General features: G+C 73.0%; 6 protein-coding genes and 1 pseudogene. All 7 read right to left on the reverse strand.

All coding sequences use genetic code 11. The features are described from left to right. A pseudogene (locus tag ACYVKY_RS17180) lies at nt 1-386 on the reverse strand (hypothetical protein); the annotation flags it as partial. A 3-nt stretch (nt 387-389) separates the two neighbouring features. Continuing rightward, on the reverse strand, nt 390-545 hold the full coding sequence (locus ACYVKY_RS17185; RefSeq protein ID WP_460436203.1) for a DUF6760 family protein: 156 nt from the start codon (nt 543-545) through the stop codon (nt 390-392). Then, the gene (locus tag ACYVKY_RS17190) at nt 542-946 is read right to left on the reverse strand and encodes a hypothetical protein (RefSeq protein WP_460436204.1); all 405 of its coding nucleotides are present in this window, start codon (nt 944-946) and stop codon (nt 542-544) included. The genes ACYVKY_RS17185 and ACYVKY_RS17190 overlap by 4 nt, the downstream gene beginning before the upstream one ends. Then, nucleotides 946-1,383: a phage tail protein gene (locus tag ACYVKY_RS17195; RefSeq protein WP_460436205.1), complete on the reverse strand. Its 438-nt coding sequence runs from the start codon at nt 1,381-1,383 to the stop codon at nt 946-948. Before ACYVKY_RS17195 ends, ACYVKY_RS17190 begins: the two co-directional genes overlap by 1 nt. A 10-nt stretch (nt 1,384-1,393) precedes the next feature. Next, the gene (locus ACYVKY_RS17200; protein WP_460436206.1) at nt 1,394-2,935 is read right to left on the reverse strand and encodes a phage tail sheath family protein; all 1,542 of its coding nucleotides are present in this window, start codon (nt 2,933-2,935) and stop codon (nt 1,394-1,396) included. A 199-nt stretch (nt 2,936-3,134) separates the two neighbouring features. Further along, nucleotides 3,135-3,338 (reverse strand): hypothetical protein, encoded by a 204-nt coding sequence (locus ACYVKY_RS17205; RefSeq protein ID WP_460436207.1) that lies wholly within the window; start codon nt 3,336-3,338, stop codon nt 3,135-3,137. Next, the gene (locus ACYVKY_RS17210) at nt 3,338-3,910 is read right to left on the reverse strand and encodes a hypothetical protein (RefSeq protein WP_460436208.1); all 573 of its coding nucleotides are present in this window, start codon (nt 3,908-3,910) and stop codon (nt 3,338-3,340) included. The genes ACYVKY_RS17205 and ACYVKY_RS17210 overlap by 1 nt, the downstream gene beginning before the upstream one ends. Between the last annotated feature and the right edge of the window lie 274 nt (nt 3,911-4,184).

Here is a 4,184-nt window from a genome sequence, read left to right on the forward strand (position 1 = left end):
AGCCGCGGCAGTGGGCGCGTGGACGGCAGCTGCTCGGGCGGGCCGGCCGGCGCCGGGGCGGGCACCGTGGGCCTCACCGGCACCGGCGCGTCCGCGTACCCCACCTGCGGCGGCGCGGGCGCCACCACGGCGGCGCCGGACGGCGCGGTGACGTCCTGCCGGTGGCCGAGCTGCTCCAGCGCAGGTGGCACCTGCCACCGCGTCGCGAGGGTCTGCACGAACTGCAGCGGCTCGGCGGCGGTGCTGGCGTCGGCGAGCGAGACCGCCTGCAGCGCAGGCAGGTCGCGCCACTCCCTGGCGGGACGACGGGGACTCTCTGGCGCCAAGGCGCTCGCGGCCGCGTCGTCGGCCGGCTCCTGCGCGCGACGCTGCCAGGGCCAGCGCACGGCTCACTCCTCCTCGGCGCGCTGCACGATCGCGCCGATCTCGCGCACGAAGCGCTGCCGGGTCGGGTGGTCGAGGTCGAGGATCTCCTGCAGCGACCAGTGGAAGTGGTAGGCGACGTACGCGATCTCCTCGTGCAGGCGGTCGCTCGCGTACGTCACGATCCCCCCGGGCGGCCCCCGGCGAGGTCGACCTCGAACCCGTGCTCGCACGCCGGGCAGCGCACCGCCGCGCGGGTGCCGCCCTCGGAGTTGATCCGCCGGTAGTGCTCCTGCAGGAACGCCAGGTCGGTGGCGAACATCCCCTCGACCGTGCCGACGTTCACGTCGGTCAGCGTGCCCAACGAGGTGAGCACGCGGCTCAGCAGGATGACGGTGAGGTAGGCCTCGTTGTCGCGGACCCGCGGGTCGCGCAGCGGGGCGATCTCGTCCCGCGCGGTGGCCAGGCGCATCGTCCCCTCCCGGTGCACCTGGCCGGACGCGTCCACGTACCCGCGGGGCAGCGTGAACGGGAACTCGGTGACCAGCCCGTCGAGCGCCGACCCCGCCACGGCGACGGACATCAGCCCACCTCGAGCTTCTCGTGGGTGATCGTCACCGTCTCGAGGAGCACCGTGTCGACCGCCGACTGCAGCTTGCCGAGCTCGACCTTGCAGGGCCAGCCGGCCTGGAAGTTGAACCGGCTGAGCTCGCCGTGGGCGAAGTCGAACAGCACGACCGAGCCGTTCTTGCGGGCGTCGGCGATGTTGCCCTGCTGGACCTTCTTGATCCAGTCCCAGAAGGCGTCGTCGGCGACCTTGCCGCGCGAGAGCACGAGGTTCTCGTACTTGACCGAGCCGGGGAGCTTCTTCAGCGTCGGCTGCGCGCCGAGGCCGTTGGAGCGGTGCTCGATGACGCCGACGGAGATGCTCAGGCCGTCGACCTCCTTGAACTGGGCGATGGTGATGCCCTCGACCTCCACGTGGAAGGCGTAGGTGGCGATCGGGTCGATGATGGTCATGGCGTTCTCCTCACTCGCTCACGGCGGACGTGCCGCTGGGCAGCTGGGCGAGGCGGAAGACGACGAACTCCGCCGGCTTCACGGGCGCGATGCCGATCTCGCACACCACCTGACCGGACTCGATCACCTCGCTGGGGTTGGTCTCGTCGTCGCACTTCACGTAGTACGCCTGGTCGGGCGTGGCGCCGAACAGCGCGCCCTGCTGCCAGCACAGGTAGAGGAACGCGCTGATGGTGCGCTTCACCCGTCCCCACAGGTCCTGGTCGTTGGGCTCGAACGTGACCCAGCCCGTCCCGGCGAGGATGGAGCCCTCCACGTAGTTGAACAGGCGGCGGACGTTGACGTAGCGCCACGCCGGGTCGCTCGACAGGGTGCGGGCGCCCCAGACCCTGATGCCGCGGCCCGGGAACGAGCGGATGCAGTTGACGCCGACCGGGTTCAGCAGGTCGTGCTCGAACCGGGTGATGTTGGTCGCGACGTCGATGGCGCCGCGCACGATCTCGTTCGCCGGGGCCTTGTGGACACCGCGCTCGGCGTCGTTGCGCGCCCACACGCCCGCCATGTGGCCGGACGGCGGCACCATCGTCGTCGACCCGGTGACCGGGTCGAGCACCTTGGCCCACGGCCAGTACAGCGCGGCGAACTTCGAGTCGTACCCGGCCTCGTCGACGCGCCAGTCGCGCACGGCCTGGGCGTCCAGACCGGGCGGGGTGTCGAGGATGGCCATCCGGTCGCCCATCAGCTCGCAGTGGCTGATCAGCGCGGTCTGGATCCCCTTGACCTGGTCGCGGTCGAGGTTGCCGCGCTCGTACTCCGACATCAGGTCGGGGACGCAGACCATCGTCACGGTGTCGATCGCCTCGAGTCCGGCGAAGCCGGTGCGGTCGCGGGAGTCACCGACGTACTGGTCGGGCGCGACCGAGACCGGTTGCGCCGCAGGGCTCGCGGCCAGGACGACCTGTCCGGTCGCCGGGCGCTCGATCGCGGCGCCGCGGCGTTCCTCGCGCTCGACGAGCCGCACCAGCTGCGACTGCTCGTTCACCACGGTCACCACGTTGTGCCGCTGCCGGCGGCTCGTGGTCAGGCCGTCGAAGGTCTCGTGCCGGTCGCCCTGGCGCACCTCGAGGCGGAAGGTGTCGGCCGCGCCGTCCTCGGGGTGGTGCACCTCGACGGTCGTGCCGGCCCCGGCGTCACCGGGCAGCAGCGACTCGACGGTGTACGCCTCGAGCGGCGTGTCGCCGCCGCTGGCGAGGGCCGCGCGCGCCGGAGCCGGGGCGGCGTCGACGACGTCCTGCCCGACCCGCACGACGTACGCGACGCCGCCACCGTTGTTGAAGTACGCGTACACGGCGTGCGCGAGGTAGCACCCGGCGGTGAAACCGCCGAAGGTGTTGGTGAACTGGGTCCAGTTCGTGACGAGCGTCGGCGTGTGGAGCGGGCCGTCGGCGGCCAGGCCCACGAACGCGGCGACGGCCGTGCCGACCCCGCTCAGGGGACGGCTGCTCGGCTCGAGCTCCTCGACGTAGACGCCGGGAGACAGGTACTGGGGCATGGTGCGCCTCTCTCGGTGCGGTGCGGGTGGGTGCTGCTGGTGGTCAGAGCGGCGAGGTGCCGCCGTGATGCACTCCGCGGCGACGGATCTGCCGGGACGGTGCTGCCGGTGTGGACCACCCCTCCCCGCGGCGCGGTGCGCGCACGGGGAGGGGTGGGTCACCACCCGCACAGGTGGGTCGGTGGGCGAGGGCGGCGGCTCAGGAGCCGTCGGCGCCCTCGGCGTCCTGGCCGTCGTGCTCGGCACGGGCGTCGCGCAGGCCGTCGCCGAAGGCGGACCCCAGCCGGCCGACGAACGAGACCGCGCGGGTGGCCTGCTCGACCACCTCGTCGGCGGTCCGCTCGAGGACGCCGTCGGCCTCGTGGCCGGTCGCGGGCGCCACGGTGGCGCGCACGTCGGCCATCAGAACATCTCCGCGAGCGCGTCGTAGCCGTCGCTGAGGGCGTCGTAGACCTCACCGCCGGCGTCGGTGACCGAGTCGTACACGTCGCCGGCCGCGTCGTACACGGCCTCGCCGGCGTCGTAGACCGCCTCGCCCGCGTCCCAGACCGCCTCGCCGGCGTCGGAGACCGAGTCGTAGATCTCGCCGCCCGCCTCGCTGACGGCGTCGTAGACACCACCTGCGGTGTCGGTGAACACGTCCGCGACACCGCCCGCGAGCTCGGCCGCGTCGTCGTAGACCTCGCCGGCGTACTCGACCGCGTCGTAGGCGGCGTCGCCGATCGACTCGCCGACGTACTGCAGGCCGTCCTCGAGCATCTCGCGGGTGTCGAGGCCGGTGTCGCCCTCGAACCGGTCGACCAGGTGGCTGAAGCCGCCGTCGGTGATCGCGTCGAGCGCCGAGCTGCTGGCGTCGAGGTAGCGCTCGGCGGCGGTGTCGAAGTCGCCGCTCAGCAGCGCCCCGGTGGCGAAGCCCGTGTCGTACAGGGCGTCGATGGCCTCCTCGCCGATCGAGCCGAACTCCTCGTCGGACATGGTGTCCCCTCTCGTGGTGGCCGGTCGGTCGACCGGATCTGCCTGGGAAGAGCCGGGTCTCGCGCCGGCAGATACCACGGCGACGGGCGCTGCCCCGACGGGCACCGACCCCGTCGGCACAACGCGCCCGTCGTCGCGCATCCGTCGGGACGGTCGTGCCGAGCGTGAGGCGTTGTGCGGACGCTCAGTCGGCCGGCGCGGCGGGTGGGTCGGCGGGTGGCGCGGCAGGCGGGGCGGCAGGCGGGGGCGCGGCGGCCGCGGGTGGCCCGCCGGC

The sequence above is a fragment of the Angustibacter speluncae genome (genome assembly GCF_054777815.1).

Excerpts from the sequence above, each read along its gene's own strand:
- ACYVKY_RS17190 (WP_460436204.1), bottom strand. The coding sequence starts at position 946 with ATGTCCGTCGCCGTGGCGGGGTCGGCGCTCGACGGGCTGGTCACCGAG.
- ACYVKY_RS17195 (WP_460436205.1), bottom strand. The coding sequence starts at position 1,383 with ATGACCATCATCGACCCGATCGCCACCTACGCCTTCCACGTGGAGGTC.
- ACYVKY_RS17200 (WP_460436206.1), bottom strand. The coding sequence starts at position 2,935 with ATGCCCCAGTACCTGTCTCCCGGCGTCTACGTCGAGGAGCTCGAGCCG.
- ACYVKY_RS17205 (WP_460436207.1), bottom strand. The coding sequence starts at position 3,338 with ATGGCCGACGTGCGCGCCACCGTGGCGCCCGCGACCGGCCACGAGGCC.
- ACYVKY_RS17210 (WP_460436208.1), bottom strand. The coding sequence starts at position 3,910 with ATGTCCGACGAGGAGTTCGGCTCGATCGGCGAGGAGGCCATCGACGCC.